The following is a 16,836-nucleotide window of genomic DNA, read 5'->3' on the forward strand; positions in this document are numbered from 1 at the left end:
CAGTGCTGAACGCTTCTTTCACAACCTTACAAATAACTTCTAAATGTGAGTTCGGTCAATTGGTCGAGCTCATTTTTGGTTGGTATGGTAGAGATGTAAATGATTGGTATTGGGACTTGGTCGAGGGGGGTGTTCGAGACGAACAAGTCGTTTTTATGGAACGTGATATCAGAAAGTTGAGATAATTCTACTGGGATCAATTGAACTCGTTTCCCAAAGTAATCATTTAATTCTTGTTGCAAAAAGGCTTTCCAAGAGGGTTCGCCTTGAAAGAAGAAATACAGGTTCAATTTATTTGGACGAACGGATAAGATTGCTTGTTGGATCAAGAAGGATAGTAGGCGTAGAAAGTATTCGTCTTCTTGAATAGGCAACTCTTGTTTCAGTTGCTCAAGTAATTCTTGTTTGAATGGGTACAACTGCGGATATTGTTGCTCATATTCTTCCAAAAAATAGTGATATTGCAAATTCAGCTGCTCGATCAAGATAGGTGATTCATGGTATTTCAACAGTAACAAAATCAGGTTATCAGCAAGTTTTGTTTCGTTTAGTTTTTCTAAGTGCAAGGTATCAGCTAAATCCTGAACGAATTGTTTGATCTTGCCTGAAAAAGGATAACTTTGCAAGATATCTGCCACGGGTTCTTGGTATTGATTGTTGTAATTCCAACTTTCTAAAAAGCAAAAGAAAGCAAAAATCAATTCATCTTTTTGTAAATACACGCCTTCTAATTCATAAAGTTCGGTTAATTCAGTAGCATACGTGGAGTAAAGAGTATCTTCAGGTTTAAAGAAAGAGTCCTTGATACGGCAATTTGCCTTGACACGTATCGTGTTGATGAAAAACCAGCAAATTCCAAAGATCTCTTCTGTTTCAACAGAAAAAGGGGTTTGCTTCAAGCGTTTCAAAAAACGAAAGTAATGGGATTCATGGATGGAATAATCTTCAAAAAAATAATTATTATGAGTAAATGGCATCAAAAGACGATGATAAAACAAGCGAATCGCATTCTCAGAACCACTCATCGTACTTTTATATTTTGTCAGCTTGATCTGTAACCCATAACGAAGGAGTTGGCGATTGACTTTTCTTGTATGACGTTTCAGCGTTTCGTAAGAAAGTCCATTGACTGCTAAAAAATTGGTTGTGGAACATTCTTTTGTAAACAATAGTTCTTTGATCAATTGTACACTCACGGATTGTTTTAGAAACAATTCCCACAGATCATTGGCAAGTAGATTTTTTTGATTGAGTAAACGAATCCCTGACTGATCACTATCGATCAACCAGCCATCAGGTAATTGTGAGCGGATGACTTGTAAGTCGGAAAAAATCGTACGTTCCGTTGTATTGGTTTCTTCAGCAAGCTCATTGACAGTGATTTTGGGATGGTTCAAAAGTAATTCAATCAGCGTGACTTGTCGTTGTAAATCTTTTTCAGTGATGATTTGGTGCATGAGCGAGTACATCCAACATCCCTCCTTTTAAAACAAATTATAACACAATCCTTGACTTACATAAGCGGTTTCTTGTAGTTTTGGAGTAAGAGATAGCAACGCGGATTTATCGAAAGGAATGAATCAAAATGGCAACAAAAATCGAACAATACAAACGCTTATTAGCGATAGCAGAAGCCGGTCTCTTCTATGGCAAAGATCCATTTGACGAAGAACGTTACCAAGAATTGAAATCGATTGCTTTATCTTTATTGAGTAATGGCGAAAAGGAAATCGAAGATCAGCTTGCTTTTATTTTAGACCAAAATGAAGGATATCCCACACCAAAAGTCGATGTGCGTGCCTTCATCAAACAAGAGAATAAGATACTGCTAGTGGAAGATAGTCATACAAAAGAATGGGCATTGCCAGGTGGTTTTGCAGAAATCGGCTATTCACCAAAGGAAAATATTGGAAAAGAGGTGAAAGAAGAAACCGGGCTAACGGTGACGGTGGATCAACTACTGGCAATTTTTGATACCAATACCCGAAAAGATATTCCACAAGCCTTTCAATACTATAAAGTCATTTTTGGATGTTCGATAATCGGAGGTTCTTTTATCACGAATAATGAAACTTCAAATAGTGCCTTTTTTGCATTGGATGATTTGCCTATCCTTTCCCAAAAACGGACGACAGAAGAACAGCTTGTGATCTTAGCGAAAGGTGATTTGCCTTACTTTGAGTGATCAATATATTTTTGTTGCATTTGCAACAAAAATCAGTACAATAAAAGTACAACTAAAGGAGAGAAGAGATGGCTGAGATCATAAGAGAAATTGGCGCGATAGCACGAGCGTTAGATTCGATCAGTAATATTGAGTTCAAGGAAGTCGCTTTGACGAGGGGGCAATACCTGTATCTCGTTCGAATTTGTGAAAATCCAGGCATCATTCAAGAAAAAATAGCCGAAATGCTTAAAGTCGATCGAACGACAACTGCCCGTGCGCTGAAAAAGTTGGAAAGTAATGGCTTGATTCGACGGGTAACTGACGAACAGAACAAGAAAAACAAAAGGTGTTACCCGACAGCGCAAGGAGAAGCACTTTATCCGATGATCATCCGAGAACACCATTATTCTACGAAAGTCGCTTTAGCTGGCTTGTCTGAAGAAGAAATCCAACAGTTGGAAAGATTATTGACACACGTAAGGAAAAATATCAGCGAAGACTGGAATTTTGTAAAAAAGGGCAATAAACGCCTGTATTGAAAGGGATGTTGGAGTGGAGAAGGTAGAAATCAGACCGATTGTGGGGAGTGAAGTGGAACGTCTCCAAGCTATCAGCATTGAAACGTACACAGATACTTTTGGTGAATATAACACGCAGGCAGATATGGATGCATATCTTTCGCAAGCGTATGATTTGAAGCGATTAACAAAAGAACTGATCCATCCAGACTCAGCTTTTTTCTGGGCGCTAGATCATGGAGAAATTGCGGGTTATCTAAAACTGAACATAGGAAAAGCACAATCCGAGGATATGCCTGAGGATCATCTAGAAATTGAACGGATCTATATTCGACCACCTTATAAGAAAAAAGGGATCGGCACTCACTTGATGAAGTGGGCGTTGGCTCAAGCGAAAGCACAGGGGAAAACAGCTGTGTGGTTAGGTGTGTGGGAACATAACGATCCAGCCCAAGCTTTTTACCGTAAACATGGTTTCATACGCCAAGGACAACATGTGTTTTATATGGGAGACGATGCACAGATCGATCATATCTTAGTAAAAAAAATTAATGAGGTGTAATGAATGAAAAAATTTGTAGCAGATCCATCATTTTGGGAAGTGTTCCCAGAAGCAAAAATTGAGATCCTAACGGTAGAAGGGATCAATAACGAAGTCGTTGAAGAAAACAAAGCGGATTACTATGACAAATTGAATCGTGCTGCTAATGAAGCAAGAAATTATTTAACAGAAGAACCTTTTAGTCAAAACGAAGTGATTGCACAATGGCGTCAAGCGTTTACCCAGTTCAAGACAAAAAAAGGCGCACGTTCATCGATCGAAGCACTGCTAAAAAGAGCCAGTCAAGGTCGCGAATTTTTCCCGATCAGTCCGTTAGTGGATATCTATAATAGTATCTCTTTACGCTTTGGCGTCCCCTGTGGCGGAGAAGATCTTGACACGATCGTTGGGGATCTTCATTTAGGTAAAGCTCAAGGTGGAGAAAATTTCTTGCCATTAGGCGCAGAAGCAGATGCTCCCGCATTACCAGAAGAAATCATTTATTATGACAAAGAAGGCGCAGTTTGTCGCTGCTTTAACTGGCGTGAAGCGCAACGGACCATGTTAACAGAAAAAACGACGAACGCTGTGTTGGTGATCGAGGCAGTCAACGCACAACAAGCAGATGTTGCCGGAAAAGCAATATCTGCTTTGCAAGAAGACATTGAACGAACATTTGGTGTGTCGAGTACTAGACAAACAGTGTCGAAAGAACAACCAGAAATCACTTTGTGACCGGACACGTAGGAAATAACCAAAACGATGGAGTCACTCGTAATCTTCAAACTAAGGAAACTTGAAGATTGCAGGTGATTTGCCTTTTGATAGCTTAACACGAAAATCAGCAACGTTCGCTCAATCAACTTGTGCTTAATAGCAGTGACTTCCACTGAGTGTGTTTCCGCTTTCGTGCTATAATGAAAACAAGCTTTTATTTAGAGGAGGCGTTGTTAAATGATCCATAAATCTCGTGTCATGCTATACGTCGAAGATGTCGCATTAGTCAGTTGGTTTTTCGTTGAACAATTGAAGGCAGAAATCGTTGAAACGTTGGAATTGCCAGAGGAATATCAAAGCATTGTCTTGCGTATGTCGCAAGAATTGGAGTTGGCTATTTTTCCACGGACATTCGTTGAACGATTTTCACCAGAAGTGTTAGGACCACCACCGTCTATGATTTTCTTTACAGATAAGTTTGACGAACTTTACGAACAAATCGAAACAGCTGGGGAAATCTTGGAGAATAATGGCTTGTTGACGTTTAACTTTTCCGATCCTGAAGGAAATTTTTTTGTGATGGCAAAATTAGAATCGACAGAAAAGTAGATGAAAGGGAGACAGAAGATGAAAATCTCGATCACCGAAACACTAGAAGATTATTTCAAAAAGCAACGGATGAAAAAGAGTGATAAATTGAGAATGAAGAATTTGAAAACTGGGAAAAATCCTACCAAAGGATGGAACAAAATGGTCGATACAGGCTTCGGCGGTTTAAATTCTTTGGATTATCGTGGAAAAGGGAGTAATTTACCAATCAGCCAAATCGATAATCAGCAATTTCGTGCGGAAGAACAAAAGCGAATCGGTAAAGAAACCCATAGATAGAAGCTTCTTCAACTATTGTGTACTTAGTTTTATTTATTAGTAATTGACATACTCTTCTCTAAATGAAAGCGGAATAGGTAAATAGTAATGTTCGGATTTTTGATTAAATCCGAATTTTTTGTTTACTTATTTCTTTATTTGGGCTAATATTAAACACGTTGTTTTATTAATAAATCTAATATAGTAAGAACTTTTTTATAAATGTTCGGTTTTAGGGGGATGGATGATGAAGGAAAAGATACTTTCCTACTTCGAGATTGACGCACTGAGTACGACGGTGAAACGTGAGATACTGGCTGGTTTTACGACATTTATCTCTATGGCATATATCTTATTTGTCAATCCAACAGTGCTCGGTGCTTCGGGGATGGATGAAGGGGCAGTGTTTACTGCGACAGCATTAGCCAGTGCCATTGGCTGTATTTTGATGGGGGTCGTTGCACGCTATCCGATTGGAACAGCGCCTGCGCTAGGAATCAATGCCTTTTTTGCTTACTCGGTCTGTTTAGGTATGGGGATTCCATGGGAAACAGCATTGGCAGGAGTGTTTGTTGCTTCGTTGATTTTTATTTTGATCACCATTTTTAAATTACGTGAGATGATCATTGATGCCATTCCAACAGACTTGAAGTTTGCGATTTCTGGCGGGATTGGTTTGTTTATTGCCTTTCTAGGCTTGAGTGAAGGTGGCTTGATCGTGGCAAATGAATCAACTCTTGTTGGATTAGGTTCATTGAGTGTTGGTTCCACTTGGTTGACGATTTTTGGGTTAGTCATTACCGCGGTATTGTTAGTCCGTCGCGTACCAGGAGGGATTTTTATCGGAATGGTAGCTACCACGCTTCTAGGACTAGTCACTGGACTGATTCCTATGCCTTCACAGCTTGTTGCGGCAGCACCTAGCTTGAAACCTACTTTCCTAGTTGCATTGAAACACGTTGGTGATATCAATAGCTTACAAATGTGGGTAGTCGTTTTGACTTTCTTGTTAGTGACATTCTTTGATACAGCTGGAACATTGGTTGGTCTAGCAAACCAAGCTGGTTTCATGCAAGATAACAAAATGCCACGTGTTGGGAAAGCATTGGCTTCGGATTCTACCGCGATGTTAGCTGGTTCTTTGTTAGGTACATCGCCAGTTGGGGCTTTTGTTGAGTCATCCGCAGGGATCGCCGTCGGTGGACGATCTGGCTTAACTGCAATCACTACAGGGATTTTATTCTTGTTTGGTTTGTTTTTCTCACCATTATTATCAGTGGTGACTTCTCAAGTGACTGCACCTGCGCTGATTTTAGTTGGTGTGTTGATGGCACAATCATTACGTCAGATCGAATGGGGAAAAATGGAGATTGCTATTCCTGCCTTCTTGATCTTGATCGGTATGCCGTTGACTTATAGTATCTCAGATGGGATTGCACTAGGATTCATCTTTTATCCAATCACCATGCTAGCAGCAAAACGTGGCAAAGAAGTTTCGCCGATCATGTACGCGCTGTTCTTTGTCTTTATAGGATTCATGTGGATCTTGAATGTTTAATTGTTTTAGATAGAACTTAAGTGTTCATACGCGTTGATAGAGTGTAGGACAGTCCGGTTGTCCTTTCTCGAAAATAAAAAACGAGTCTGATTTTGATGTATTTTGTCAAAATCGAACTCGTTTTTTGTAATATACACATTTTTTATCCATGTGTTTCACTAATTTCTTTCGCTCTAATACCATGAGCGCCAATCTGATATCACTCGCCCACGTTAGCGAAAAAGTTAGCACACCAAGTGAGCCTTTAGATGACTGGTCACTGGTTCGACGAGTTTGTGACAGAAGTGTTTTGATCTGAGTAGTAAGGTAGAAAACTGAAAAATTGCTTTTTATATTTGACAATTTTTTAGCTCAATGTTGAAGGAGCTGGTTTGCAAACACCGTTTATTCGGTTTTAAGGTATGCAACAAAAAATGAATTTTATTTTTTGTCCCACCCACAAATCGAACCGTTGAAAAATAAGGACTAGAATATGACGACATGAAATGAATCGATCTTTACGATAATAAAAGTTTAAAATATATGTGGTCTTTTGAATACACTGATAAAAACTTTGTTAATTACGTAGCAGCAATCCCACCTTTTAAGCTTATAAGATTAGCGGAATTATCTAGTGATGAAGTAGTTCTAACCTAACGACGTTTGGAAATTTTATTGACTAAGTACCTGATCAGGACTGGTTAGAAAAAATTCGTCCTAGCTTGGTTGCTAAACAGATGAAAGAAGATGTTATAGATGAAGTGGTAATAATTGATCGGTACAAAGATGATGAATATTTCTAAACTAAAAGCGAACATACAAAGGAAAACGATAGGTGAGGTCACCATTTAAAAAAACAACAAATCATGATATGATTGTTTTGCAGAAAAAGAACATGTGAACACTGAAGCCCTAGAGTAGTAGGATACTCTAGGGCTTTTCTGTTTTGGTTAATGTCGCCATATTTGTTTTACTTCTTGTTGCGAGTATGTATCCAGTACTCATATGTGGCTACTAGTAAGCCGACAAGAAGGGGGCAGAAATAAAGCTAAGAACATGTGAACACCTCCTCCCAGTCACAAGACTGTAGGATAGGCGACTATTCATTTTAACATTCTAAAATTGGAATAAATATATTTCTATATTTGACGTTTAATCAATACAAACAAAGAACTTATAATGATATTATATATAATAATAAGTTAAGGAGAGAACATGGAAATATGAAAAAATAATATTGAAAATTTTCGTAGAGGTTTAAAAATAGCTCTAATTATCGGAGTAGGAATCATTTTAGTAATTATTAGTCTGAGTCAACCCGAAAAATCTAACGTTACTCAGAATACAACACAGAAGAAAAATGAAAATGTTATTCCAGAATATTCCCGTGAAATAGTCAAGCAAGAGGAATCTTCGTCAGATACAATTGAAAAAGATATAAGTGAAGAATATACAGGAAAAGAAGAAGCCTTACAGAATCTAATAACCAACTGGGTGGCTTTCCAACAAGATATTACAAGTTTTTCTCGTGAATATGTCATTAAGCATATTAATAATGATTTAATGGGGAAAAACTATGATTTAACAATGGTTGGATTCACTTCTGACAGCTTACCGGTTCATAGTGGAAATACTTTAAAAAATCTCATTAATGAAGTACAAGAAATAGTGAATAGTCAAAATATTGAACAAAGCGATTACGATGTTCGTATTCAAGAAATAAGTGATCAAGCTCAAACTAATATTCAACAACTTAAGGAGTTTAAAGAAAATATGTAGGGGTACAATTTTACGCCTGTAGAAGTTTAGATAATATTTTTATATAGCTTATTAATACAATGATTAAAAAAATATATTTCGACACAAAAAAACCAACAGGGTATAGTCTATTGAACTCCTGATAATCATCCGATAAGTCTACTTGAACATATTTTTGAACGAAACACGCCTTTATAAAAAAATATTCTCTCAGGTTTTAAACAAGACGTGAAAAAGAAAAAACAAATTTTTCGCTCCCCTATGAAAAAATTGTTTTTTTTTAAAAAATATAAAATGTTATTATTTCTAAAGTAAGAAATGTCCTTATAGGATTATTCTTGCATGTTTATTCTCGAAAACCTTCGTTTTTGATAATGACAATATGTTATTTATCTTCTTTAATAGGAAACCTAATTTAATCACTTTTTCAAGACATCTGATGCGATCGGATGTCTTTTTTTTTGTCTCCTTAAAAACGAAGATTTTTGAGACAAACCAAGGAGGAGGGAAATGAAAAGGAAAAACACTCGTTGGCTTTTGATCGCTTTATTGATCCTTTCATTCTTAACCAAACCAACACATGCACAAGAAATCCAACAAGTGGAAACAAATGGATCCATCGGCTTTACCGGTGTCTATGAACCGATCGGTTCACCTGATCCGCTACCGCCTGAAACGATTGTCAAACCACCCCTATCCGAAGTGGCGAAACCAGGCGGATTGTTGCCACAAACCAATGAGGCAAGTTCTTTTTGGCCAGTATGGTTAGGAATGCTTCTTCTCAGTTTCGTGTTCCTTTTATGGAAACGAAAAAACAAACAGACACAAAAATAAACCAATAAGAAAGTAGGAATTATCACATGAAATTAGTACGATTAGCGACCATTGCCGCATTGTCCACAACGATTTTAGCAGGAGGGGCTACAGCGGCCTTTGCCGAAGAAGCAAGAGAAGTCAAGACCGACGGTCAAATCCAATTCACCCCAGCAACAGAGGAAGACGGCGAGTTAGAGGTAATTCCTCCGGAAAGACCTGACAATGGTGGACCAGATGTAGAGATCAATCCAGAAGTGCCTGGAACAACAGGTCCCTTATCCATCGTGAAAGCTGCAACGATGAATTTCGGCTCACAAGTGATCTCAAACCAAGACCAAACGTACAATATGGTGGCAGAAATGCAACAATTACGTGGAACAGAAGGAGACGAAAACAAAGTACCTTACGTTTCATTTGCTCAAGTACAAGATTTACGGGGAACCAATGCTGGTTGGGATCTACAAGTAAGCCTAAGTGATTTCACCTCAAACACACAAAACAATGTGTTAACAGGTGCCCAAATTGCTTTGATGGATCCAACGATTCAGTATGAAGGAAATAATCAAGCCAATGCACCTGAAGCACACGCAACTGGTTTGACCTTGATGCCAAATGGAGCAGCACGCTCAGTTATGACTGCAGCACAAAGCAAAGGTGCCGGTGCTTCTTCTGTTGTCTGGGGCGATCAAGCAGACCTAGATGCACAATTTGCGGATGAGAATCAAGAGATTGTCGAAAACAAAGCGATCAAACTATCGATTCCAGGTGCGACTGCAAAAGACGCAACAACCTATACTTCTACTTTAACTTGGGAATTGACGACGACTCCGGGTGAGGATGCAGGAGAAGACGCGTAAGTTACTAAACGAAACTTGATGAGAAACTCTTGGCAGCGTCGCAATTCTTTTTGTGACGCTGTTTTTTTAAGAAAGGAGACTTTATGTTGACCCAGTACCCTCTAAATCGTCAAAAAGCCACTTCGTGGCTCTATCCAGTAATTGCCTTGTTCTTGTTCTTTTTTCCAATCATAGGAAAAGCTGATGAAGGAACGTTAAACTTCCATGTCACGCCTGAATTCCCACAAAGTCAGATCGAAGGATCGGATCGCTACTTTGATTTGAATTTGAACCCTGGTCAAACAGAGTCACTCACCTTGACCTTACAAAATGCGAGTAATGAACCGATTCGTATACAAGTCACTCCACATACCGCCTACACCAACGTTCATGGAGTTGTCGAGTATGGCAAAGATGCGACAGAGCCAGATAATACATTGTCTCACACATTGGATGCATTGATCGAACCCACCGACATCATAGAACTTGCGGGAAATGAAACAAAGACTGTGACTGTTCCCATACATATGCCCACAGAATCCTTTGAAGGATTTCTTGCAGGTGGTTTGCGTGTTCAAGAAGTCAAAGAAGAACAAGAAGAAGCCGCAAGTACAGAAGAGGGTGTAGCGATCAAGAATGAATTTGCTTATGTGATCGGTGTCGTGATCAGTAATACGCGTGATTCGGTCCAGCCGGACCTAAACTTAGTAGATGTTTTTGCGGATCAGTTGAACTATCGCAATGTGATCAGTGCGAACTTACAAAACACCACACCAACATTCATCAATCGTTTGGCTGTGGAAGCGAAGATCCAACGAGAAGGAGAAGAAGAAGTTCTTTATCAAGCCAACGAAGAGCAGATGCAGATGGCGCCAAATTCCAACTTCAATTTTCCGATTTCACTAGAAGGGGATCGTTTCCAAGCAGGGAACTATGTTCTGACGTTAAAAGCTGTGTCTGGTGAAGAAGAATGGGAGTGGACACGTCCGTTTACGATCGATGGTGATCAAGCACGCGCGTTGAATCAACAAGATGTCACGATCGATACCAGTATCAACTGGTGGTTTATCGGAGCGAGCCTTTTGATCCTTGTTTTGTTTGCGATCATCATCTATTTGATTGTTCAAAAGAAACGAAGCACTGAGAAAGAACAACCAAACTAGGAGGAAAGAAGCCAAATGAAGAGTAAGAAAATCAAAGGGATGCTTGTATTGGGCGTGACTGTTTTAGCCCTGCAGGCAGTCTGCATGCCAGTAGGCATGGTTTATGCAGAAACGACAGCTAGTGAAGAAGAAGCACCAAAACAAGCAGCGCTTCCAACTGCGCCCAATCTTTTAGAAGCAAGTGAAGAAAAAGATCCTCGCTTTTTCTTTCAACGATCCCAGATGACAGGCACGGTCAATGAGCCAATCAACGTAACGATTTCTTCTGATCAGGAAGTGTCTGAAGTACGGGTGAAATTACCAGAAGCCGCACAAGTACTCAACGAACAACTGCCAATCGGTGTTTCAATGGAACAAGATCAACACACTAAAGAGTGGTTGATCCAAGCGCAACGTGCTCAAAATACGTTTGTTCTTCCTTTATTATTTGAATCCGAAGGAAACTACGAATTGTCTGTGGAAGATGTAAAGGCAACTGTAGAGATCCAAGAACAGACAATCAATGATAACGTAAACCCACTCCAAGATTTGGAACAGTCTGAGGCTTCTTTAGAAAATAATGAATCAATTGAAGAAGATCATGTGAAAGATGATTCTTTGGAAGAGGCGAATACAAGTGAAGAAATTCCCAGTACAAAATCAAGCGTAAATGTTTCTACGTGGGCACAATATGCGGCGGCAATCAACAATCGAAGTGTGACAGTAATTAATGTGACAGCTAACATCTCTGGAAATACTACCTTGAATAATATCACTCGAAATCTGACTATCAATGGGAATGGTTTTACGATCAATTCTCAGAACCAATCCTATACTCTAGCTGCTGCAAATCTTGAATTAGCGGTTAGAAATGCAACGATTGTTTCTACTAGACGTTTGGACTCCGCAGTTTTTACTACAAATTCGAGTGCTGCTCTTGCTACTTTTCGATTTTCCGATTTGACGTTCAATAGTCTCAATAGATTTGTAGGAACGAGTAATGGTTCACATGGCAGTGTCATAACAACAATCTTAGATGGAGGGAATTTTGACTTTTCAATTCCTAGTACAAGTGAAAATTTCAATGCTGTTCTGGGGGGGTACGAAGAATTATAATTACAAATGACGCCAAAGTAATCTCACGTGGCCGACGCCTATCAACTGCCCTATCAGCTCAAACAGATGCTCAAGCACAAGATATGACTTTTCAAATTGAAGAAGGATCTTCTCTTATTACCGATGCTTCGTTGGATGCAACAACATATAATATTTTGGGAACTATAGAGGGAGCTAGACTACAGGGACATAGAAATGCAATTCCAATAATTATTAACTTGAGGGAAACTGGTTCCCTATATTTAAGCAATTCCAACAATAACTTTGATTTATTTGCAGGAAGTAGCAATGTTACTTTGAATATTTCGAAATATTCAACCTTTGATTTTTCTCAATTAAGTGGAAGGCGGTTAATTGAAAATAGAAACATCAATGTATATTTCGATTCAGAAAGTTTAGCGCTTTGGGATCTAGGACTACAAGAAGAAGAAAAAGCGTCAATGGTATTTTCTGATATTGAAGCAACTCTATCTGGTGTTAATGCGTCGATTATTGGTACCACAACGAATGACCGATTTCAAACACTTTACGACTCTTCTGGATTAGCTGCCTACTCCCGAATGAGCAATCGCCCGGTTGAAGAAATGACACGCTCCGTTATCGCAAAGTATTTGGATACCAATGGGAGTGAGATTGCAGATACTGAAGTGATCACGGGACTGCTCGGTGAGAATTATCTGACAAAAAGTAAACAGATTTCTGGTTATCAGCTGATCGAGAGACCTTCCAATGAATCAGGTCAATTTTCCCGAGAGATGATTGAGGTTTCTTATATCTATGAGGAGGCACATGTTGCGCCAGTAGATCCTTTAGATCCAGAAGTCGAGGTCGATCCAGAAAACAAACCCGAACTTCCTGAAGAGCAGGGACGCTTGAGTATCGACTTTGTTTCACAATTCAACTTTGGGACACAATCGATCTCGGCGACGGATCAAACGTATTTTGCCCAACCGCAACGGCTACTGAATCAAGATGGGACGGTCAATGAGACCGAAGAACGCCCCAACTATATCCAAGTCAGTGACCGTCGATCAGACACCGAACGCCATGGCTGGCAATTAGCCGTGACACAAAATACACAATTTGAAAATGAAGCGAACCATCAGTTGACAGGTGCCCAATTGCGCTTGACGAACCAACAGCTAGCGACCGCACAAGACGGCAGTGCACCTGAACTCCAACAGACGAATCCATTGGCATTGATTCCCGGTGTGAAACGGGTCTTATTGATGGCTCAAGGGGAGGAAGGGCAAGGCACTTGGATCTATCGTTTCGGGGATCTTGATACGGCATCGGAAAGTGTGGCACTTACCGTACCCAAAGGAGCGACGCCCGAAGCAACAGCCTATAAAGCAACATTGACATGGGAATTAAGTGCCGTTCCTGGCAATTAACAAAAAGGAGAAAGAGAGAGTTCTCTTTCTCCTTTTTCCTTTTTAAAGAATGACTGAACTGGAGGTGACACCTATGCATACGCTCTTTTATCAACTGATCCAGAAAGCCGAAACTAAACGATGGTTTCTCCTTTTAGAACAATTTGAAGAACGACAGACTGTGACCGCCAAAGAATTAGCCCGTCGGGCTGATTGCACATCCCGGACGATCCAAAAGGATATTAAGCAGTTGAAACAGTATTTCGAGAAAACGATCCGTCTGCTAGGCAACGAGGATGGGTTTCATTTTTCTTTTCAAGAACCAACCATCTACCGGCAGAAAAAACAAGCACTGCTAAAAACCGAACCATTGTTTTTCTTTGTGGATCAGTTAGTTCAAGGAAATAGCCAAACCAATCAAGAGTGGGAAGAATGGTTATCGCTCTCCCCGGCTCGCTTTGGGCGGATCAAACGAAGACTGATTCACACGCTAGAAACGCAGTATCACGTGACCCTTTCGGGCAGAGACAATCAATTCCAAGGGACCGAGCCAGCCATTCGGCAATTGATGTATGATTTTTATTTCGGACTGCCGCTGTTGCCAAAAGGCATCAGAAGAAATTGCGCTTCTGACTCACTAAAAAGCGTACTCGTTCGGTCTACTGAATGGTTACTGGATCCATTACGATTGAAGCAGTGGCACCAAATTGCTTGTTGGCGAATGGTTCAAGGCAAACCATTGCCGCCCCAAAAGGGGCGCATACCAGTTGCTTTAGCGACAGCCTTTGATGCGCAAATCACGAGTTCGTTGCCGGTACAGGAAAAAGCAGCCTTATTTTTACTAAGCTTAAAGGGAGAACAATTCTTATCCCCTTTTTGGCAAAAGACTTTTATTCGTCAGTTTTCTTCGACGAGTGAGAAACATAAGCCAATAAAGGATGTCGATGATCTAACAGTCTCTTTCTTAGAAACGATCGTTTCTTTACACTGTTTGTTCTTTCCCTTACCATACCCAGAAACAAAAGAAGGCGACTCGACAGAAGCGCTTGATCAGACAGCGCTCTTTGAGCAGACGAAACACAACTACTTCGCACAGAAAAAGTAATTGGCCCATTCAATACAATTGACTTTTCAGTTAACAGGAAGCAGTGCGTTACAAGAGTGGATCAAAAGGACGATTCGAAAGCAATTAGAAGAAATCGGCTACTGCCTTTTAGAAAATCGTTCGCTTACTCCTTATATTCGTCAGGCGATCGAACGAATCAGGTAGCGAATTTTTGACTGATTCACTACCCAAGCAATAAAGCAAAGGGGAAAGCTAATGACAAAATTTGCGACAACTGAAGAATACATGAGGTATTTTCAAATATTACTTGAGCAAGTAAAACCAGATAGAAATGAATTGCGCGATTACTTAACAGTGCAGTACGAAGAGTTAAAGCAATTGATTGCAGGTCTATCAGAAGAAACATTTTGGCAAGTAAATCCTAAGATTCTAGGGATCGATGCTAAACTTGCGTTACTTAGTGAGTTGCTTCCATTTGAGGATTTTTCCAATGAAGAACTTATTCGATTCGTTGAGCAGGACTATCAATCGTACTACAAGGAATTGTGTGGGTATGACCTGAAAACGAAGACCCGACCTTCGATGTTTTTTACGATTCTTTAAAATGAAATTTAATATGATATTTTAAGTTGTAAGGTCCAACACATTTTTGAAAATTTTCTTTTCCATCCAGAAAAAGAAAAATACAAATTATCTTTAGGGTCAAAAACTTTTGAGTTTTTGATCCTTTTTAAATTGCTTTTTTTATAGCTCCTTCAGCAGCTCAGTTAATTAGGTTCAGCTAAGTACTCAAGTTGTGGATTTTAAGCCAATTGTTAAAAGATATAGAGAAAACCTTTCACTTAACGGCAAAGGCAGCTACGTAGCCGAAAAGGCAGGATATTACACGGCTCCTACAGAAGTATTCGCCAGAACCTTTGAGTTATATGTGAACGAAGCTGGATTGAATAGTATTTTTCTTAAATCAAAAGAGACTTATGCAACAAAAATTGAATATGCTTTATATGATCAGAATATGCGTGATAAGCTCACAACTTTTTTTGACCGTGCCTTTCCGAATTTGAAAACGGCAGTCTTAAATAGACACGATTGTTAGAATCTTTAATTACAAATTTAACGAGCATGTATTAAATTGTGGTAGATTATTATTTTTCAAAAAAATAAACTAGAACAAAAGTACAAGAAAGAAGGACGATAATTTTAATTTACTAAAAATAATTTACTGGATTCAGATAATCTACTTCCTGATTTAGCAAAAGAAAGGATAAAAGCTACAAATAATAAATTTGATTTTTAAACAAAACGAACTAATTGCATACATATGACGCCTTATGTATACAATTAGTTCGTTTTGTGTTATAATAATCCTATAGAAGGAGGGGATATTATGGCAACTATCAGAATTGATGATGACTTAAAACAAGATGCAGATAAAATGTTTGATGAAGTTGGAATGAATACATCCGTCGCAGTTAAAATATTTTTAACTAAATTTGTAAAAACTGGTAAATTCCCGTTTGATATTGAGACACTGTCTTACCAACCAACAAATGAAACTTTACAAGCTTTTAAAGAAACTGAAACCTTAATAGCACATAATGATCTAGTCAATAAGGAAGATTTAAACAGCTATTTTAGTAGAATGAAAAAAGAAGCCGTTGAGAAAGAGCATGCTGAATTATAAAACGACAACACGATTTGATAAAGATGTGAAAAAGTTGATTAAGCAAGGAAAGCCTATAAAAAAGTTACAACGTGCTATGGAACTACTTATTAATGAAGAAGAATTAGGAACTGAATATAAGCTTCACCCATTGGAACCTAAAAATCAAATTCCCAAACGTTGGGACATACACATAGGTGGCAGAAATAGTGATTGGGTTGTAGTTTTTTACTATTACGATAAAACAATTATTTTTGAAAGAACGGGTAGTCATTCTGATATATTTAGATAGTTTAAAAAATAGATGGGTCAGAAACTTTTTTAGTTTTTGATCCTTTTTCTGATTCTCACACTTTAGAACTTTTATCAGCTTACTTAATAAAACTTAGTTATATTTATATTAATTATTTCTTTATGATATTTAGATAGGTCTAACAGAGTATAGTCTAATGAACTCCTGATAATCATCCGATAAGTCTACTTGAACTTGTTTTTAAACGAAACACGCCTTTATAAAAAAATATTCTCTCAGGTTTTAAACAAGACGTTAAAAAGAAAAAACAAATTTTTCGCTCCCCTATGAAAAAATTGTTTTTTTTAAAAAATATAAAATGTTATTATTTCTAAAGTAAGAAATGTCCTTATAGGATTATTCTTGCATGTTTATTCTCGAAAACCTTCGTTTTTGATAATGATAATATGTTATTTATCTTCTTTAA

The 16,836-nt window shown here is 38.6% G+C and carries 20 protein-coding genes; 19 read left to right on the top strand and 1 reads right to left on the bottom strand.

Annotation, left to right across the window (positions count from 1 at the left end):
- Positions 1 to 26 precede the first annotated feature (26 nt).
- Positions 27 to 1,469: a helix-turn-helix domain-containing protein gene (locus CYK55_RS01920; protein WP_034690511.1), complete on the bottom strand. Its 1,443-nt coding sequence runs from the start codon at positions 1,467 to 1,469 to the stop codon at positions 27 to 29.
- A 116-nt stretch (positions 1,470 to 1,585) separates the two neighbouring features.
- Between CYK55_RS01920 and CYK55_RS01925 the strand changes: the two genes are divergently transcribed.
- From CYK55_RS01925 to CYK55_RS02015, 19 genes are all read left to right on the top strand, one after another.
- Entirely contained in the window at positions 1,586 to 2,185 is a 600-nt protein-coding gene (locus CYK55_RS01925) for an NUDIX hydrolase N-terminal domain-containing protein (RefSeq protein WP_034690509.1), read from the top strand.
- A gap of 68 nt (positions 2,186 to 2,253) precedes the next feature.
- A complete protein-coding gene (locus CYK55_RS01930; RefSeq protein ID WP_023519026.1) occupies positions 2,254 to 2,706 on the top strand; it encodes a MarR family winged helix-turn-helix transcriptional regulator in 453 nt (150 codons plus the stop codon).
- Positions 2,707 to 2,719: 13 nt separating this feature from the next.
- Positions 2,720 to 3,247, top strand: coding sequence for a GNAT family N-acetyltransferase (locus CYK55_RS01935; protein ID WP_126133849.1), 528 nt, complete (start codon positions 2,720 to 2,722; stop codon positions 3,245 to 3,247).
- A 3-nt stretch (positions 3,248 to 3,250) separates the two neighbouring features.
- Complete coding sequence (locus CYK55_RS01940) at positions 3,251 to 3,961, top strand: B3/B4 domain-containing protein (RefSeq protein WP_126133850.1); 711 nt, start codon at positions 3,251 to 3,253, stop codon at positions 3,959 to 3,961.
- A gap of 219 nt (positions 3,962 to 4,180) precedes the next feature.
- Positions 4,181 to 4,552 (top strand): glyoxalase, encoded by a 372-nt coding sequence (locus tag CYK55_RS01945; protein WP_126133851.1) that lies wholly within the window; start codon positions 4,181 to 4,183, stop codon positions 4,550 to 4,552.
- An 18-nt stretch (positions 4,553 to 4,570) separates the two neighbouring features.
- Positions 4,571 to 4,831 (top strand): hypothetical protein, encoded by a 261-nt coding sequence (locus tag CYK55_RS01950; protein WP_126133852.1) that lies wholly within the window; start codon positions 4,571 to 4,573, stop codon positions 4,829 to 4,831.
- Positions 4,832 to 5,057: 226 nt separating this feature from the next.
- Positions 5,058 to 6,368, top strand: a complete 1,311-nt coding sequence (locus CYK55_RS01955) for an NCS2 family permease (RefSeq protein ID WP_126133853.1) — start codon at positions 5,058 to 5,060, stop codon at positions 6,366 to 6,368.
- A gap of 1,473 nt (positions 6,369 to 7,841) precedes the next feature.
- A complete protein-coding gene (locus CYK55_RS01965; protein ID WP_034690492.1) occupies positions 7,842 to 8,126 on the top strand; it encodes a hypothetical protein in 285 nt (94 codons plus the stop codon).
- Between the two features lie 489 nt (positions 8,127 to 8,615).
- Positions 8,616 to 8,939, top strand: a complete 324-nt coding sequence (locus tag CYK55_RS01970; RefSeq protein WP_034690777.1) for an LPXTG cell wall anchor domain-containing protein — start codon at positions 8,616 to 8,618, stop codon at positions 8,937 to 8,939.
- 26 nt (positions 8,940 to 8,965) lie between these two features.
- Entirely contained in the window at positions 8,966 to 9,778 is an 813-nt protein-coding gene (locus CYK55_RS01975) for a WxL domain-containing protein (protein ID WP_034690776.1), read from the top strand.
- Positions 9,779 to 9,864: 86 nt separating this feature from the next.
- Positions 9,865 to 10,920 carry a DUF916 and DUF3324 domain-containing protein gene (locus tag CYK55_RS01980; RefSeq protein ID WP_419177254.1) on the top strand — a complete coding sequence of 352 codons (1,056 nt, stop codon included), beginning with the start codon at positions 9,865 to 9,867 and terminating at the stop codon, positions 10,918 to 10,920.
- Between the two features lie 15 nt (positions 10,921 to 10,935).
- Positions 10,936 to 12,015, top strand: coding sequence for a pectate lyase-like adhesive domain-containing protein (locus tag CYK55_RS01985; RefSeq protein WP_126133854.1), 1,080 nt, complete (start codon positions 10,936 to 10,938; stop codon positions 12,013 to 12,015).
- 296 nt (positions 12,016 to 12,311) lie between these two features.
- The gene (locus tag CYK55_RS01990) at positions 12,312 to 13,409 is read left to right on the top strand and encodes a WxL domain-containing protein (RefSeq protein ID WP_241234786.1); all 1,098 of its coding nucleotides are present in this window, start codon (positions 12,312 to 12,314) and stop codon (positions 13,407 to 13,409) included.
- A gap of 73 nt (positions 13,410 to 13,482) precedes the next feature.
- Positions 13,483 to 14,493: a helix-turn-helix domain-containing protein gene (locus CYK55_RS01995; protein ID WP_034690773.1), complete on the top strand. Its 1,011-nt coding sequence runs from the start codon at positions 13,483 to 13,485 to the stop codon at positions 14,491 to 14,493.
- Positions 14,494 to 14,658: a hypothetical protein gene (locus CYK55_RS13420; RefSeq protein ID WP_161633748.1), complete on the top strand. Its 165-nt coding sequence runs from the start codon at positions 14,494 to 14,496 to the stop codon at positions 14,656 to 14,658.
- A 51-nt stretch (positions 14,659 to 14,709) separates the two neighbouring features.
- Complete coding sequence (locus CYK55_RS02000; RefSeq protein WP_034690772.1) at positions 14,710 to 15,057, top strand: DUF7006 family protein; 348 nt, start codon at positions 14,710 to 14,712, stop codon at positions 15,055 to 15,057.
- A 193-nt stretch (positions 15,058 to 15,250) separates the two neighbouring features.
- Positions 15,251 to 15,550 (top strand): LPD1 domain-containing protein, encoded by a 300-nt coding sequence (locus CYK55_RS02005; RefSeq protein WP_034690771.1) that lies wholly within the window; start codon positions 15,251 to 15,253, stop codon positions 15,548 to 15,550.
- 291 nt (positions 15,551 to 15,841) lie between these two features.
- Entirely contained in the window at positions 15,842 to 16,138 is a 297-nt protein-coding gene (locus tag CYK55_RS02010; RefSeq protein ID WP_126133856.1) for a type II toxin-antitoxin system RelB/DinJ family antitoxin, read from the top strand.
- The gene (locus CYK55_RS02015; protein WP_126133857.1) at positions 16,125 to 16,409 is read left to right on the top strand and encodes a type II toxin-antitoxin system YafQ family toxin; all 285 of its coding nucleotides are present in this window, start codon (positions 16,125 to 16,127) and stop codon (positions 16,407 to 16,409) included. Before CYK55_RS02010 ends, CYK55_RS02015 begins: the two co-directional genes overlap by 14 nt.
- The last annotated feature ends 427 nt before the right edge of the window (positions 16,410 to 16,836 follow it).

It is taken from the genome of Enterococcus mundtii (genome assembly GCF_003957375.1).
In the GTDB taxonomy this organism is placed as follows: domain Bacteria; phylum Bacillota; class Bacilli; order Lactobacillales; family Enterococcaceae; genus Enterococcus_B; species Enterococcus_B spodopteracolus.